Raw genomic sequence first — 2,436 nt, 5'->3', positions numbered from 1 at the left:
CCGCGGCCACGCCCGCGGTCCGCCCCACGGCGAACCCGCCGGCCCGCTCCGGCTCCTCCAACCGGGTCCGCGCCCGCCTCGCCCGTCTCGGCGTGCAGCGCTCCAACCCGTACAACCCGGTCCTGGAGCCCCTGCTGCGGATAGTGCGCAGCAACGACCCCAAGATCGAGACGTCCACGCTCCGCCAGATCGAGCGCGCCTACCAGGTCGCCGAGCGCTGGCACCGCGGCCAGAAGCGCAAGAGCGGCGACCCCTACATCACGCACCCGCTCGCCGTCACGACGATCCTCGCCGAGCTCGGCATGGACCCGGCGACGCTGATGGCGGGACTGCTGCACGACACCGTCGAGGACACCGAGTACGGCCTGGACACCCTCAAGAGGGACTTCGGCGACCAGGTCGCGCTGCTCGTCGACGGCGTCACCAAGCTGGACAAGGTGAAGTTCGGCGAGGCTGCGCAGGCCGAGACCGTCCGCAAGATGGTCGTCGCCATGGCCAAGGACCCGCGCGTCCTGGTCATCAAGCTCGCCGACCGCCTGCACAACATGCGCACGATGCGCTATCTCAAGCGCGAGAAGCAGGAGAAGAAGGCGCGCGAGACCCTCGAGATCTACGCGCCGCTCGCCCACCGCCTGGGCATGAACACCATCAAGTGGGAGCTGGAGGACCTCGCCTTCGCGATCCTCTACCCCAAGATGTACGACGAGATCGTGCGGCTCGTGGCCGAGCGCGCGCCCAAGCGCGACGAGTACCTGGCCATAGTGACCGACGAGGTCCAGTCCGACCTGCGCGCCGCCCGCATCAAGGCGACCGTCACCGGCCGCCCGAAGCACTACTACAGCGTCTACCAGAAGATGATCGTCCGCGGCCGCGACTTCGCGGAGATCTACGACCTGGTGGGCATCCGCGTCCTCGTCGACACGGTGCGGGACTGCTACGCGGCGCTCGGCACCGTGCACGCGCGATGGAACCCGGTCCCCGGCCGGTTCAAGGACTACATCGCGATGCCCAAGTTCAACATGTACCAGTCGCTGCACACGACGGTGATCGGGCCCAACGGCAAGCCCGTCGAGCTCCAGATCCGTACGTTCGACATGCACCGCCGCGCCGAGTACGGCATCGCCGCGCACTGGAAGTACAAGCAGGAGGCCGTCGCCGGTGCCTCCAAGGTGCGCAGCGACGCGCCCAAGTCGACCGGCAAGGACGACCACCTCAACGACATGGCGTGGCTGCGCCAGTTGCTCGACTGGCAGAAGGAGACGGAGGACCCGGGCGAGTTCCTGGAGTCCCTGCGCTTCGACCTCTCGCGCAACGAGGTCTTCGTGTTCACGCCGAAGGGCGACGTCATAGCGCTGCCCGCGGGAGCGACCCCGGTCGACTTCTCGTACGCGGTCCACACCGAGGTCGGCCACCGGACCATAGGAGCACGCGTCAACGGACGCCTGGTGCCCCTTGAATCCACCCTGGACAACGGCGACCTGGTGGAGGTCTTCACCTCCAAGGCCGAGGGCGCGGGCCCGTCCCGCGACTGGCTCGGCTTCGTCAAGTCGCCGCGCGCCCGCAACAAGATCCGGGCCTGGTTCTCCAAGGAGCGGCGCGACGAGGCGATCGAGCAGGGCAAGGACGCCATCGTCCGGGCCATGCGCAAGCAGAACCTGCCGATCCAGCGCATCCTCACGGGCGACTCCCTGGTGACCCTCGCGCACGAGATGCGCTACCCGGACATCTCCTCGCTCTACGCCGCGATCGGCGAAGGGCACGTCACGGCGCAGTCCGTCGTGCAGAAGCTCGTCCAGGCCATGGGCGGCGAGGAGGCGGCCAACGAGGACATCGCCGAGAGTGCGCCGCCGTCGCGGGGCCGCTCCAAGCGCCGGTCCAACGCGGACCCCGGTGTCGTGGTCAAGGGCGTCGACGACGTCTGGGTCAAGCTGGCCCGCTGCTGCACCCCGGTCCCCGGCGACCCCATCATCGGCTTCGTCACGCGCGGCAGCGGGGTCTCGGTCCACCGCAGCGACTGCGTCAACGTGGACTCGCTGTCCCGTGAACCCGAGCGCATCCTCGAGGTCGAGTGGGCGCCCACCCAGTCCTCCGTCTTCCTGGTCGCCATCCAGGTCGAGGCGCTGGACCGCTCGCGGCTCCTGTCCGACGTGACCCGGGTCCTGTCCGACCAGCACGTCAACATCCTGTCGGCGGCCGTCCAGACGTCCCGCGACCGGGTCGCGACGTCCCGCTTCACGTTCGAGATGGGCGACCCGAAACACCTGGGCCACGTCCTCAAGGCCGTACGCGGGGTGGAGGGCGTCTACGACGTCTACCGCGTGACCTCGGCCCGCCGCCCGTAACGACAGCCCCGCCAGGGGCGCGGGAGCTGCGCGCCCAGCCACGACGGGCGCGGCACCCGGCGATGATGCTTGGCCCCTACGGCGGGGAGCCGTG

At 69.5% G+C, this 2,436-nt stretch carries 1 protein-coding gene; it reads left to right on the top strand.

All coding sequences use genetic code 11. The features are described 5' to 3' along the window. Positions 1–2,342 (top strand): bifunctional (p)ppGpp synthetase/guanosine-3',5'-bis(diphosphate) 3'-pyrophosphohydrolase (locus GTW43_RS24290; protein ID WP_161304162.1); only part of this gene is annotated, 2,342 nt, incomplete at its 5' end. Positions 2,343–2,436: the final 94 nt, after the last annotated feature.

The organism is Streptomyces sp. SID5785 (genome assembly GCF_009870065.1).
GTDB lineage: Bacteria > Actinomycetota > Actinomycetes > Streptomycetales > Streptomycetaceae > Streptomyces.
The sequence above is the reverse complement of the archived record's forward strand: the minus strand, read 5'-3'. Positions and strand labels throughout refer to the sequence as shown.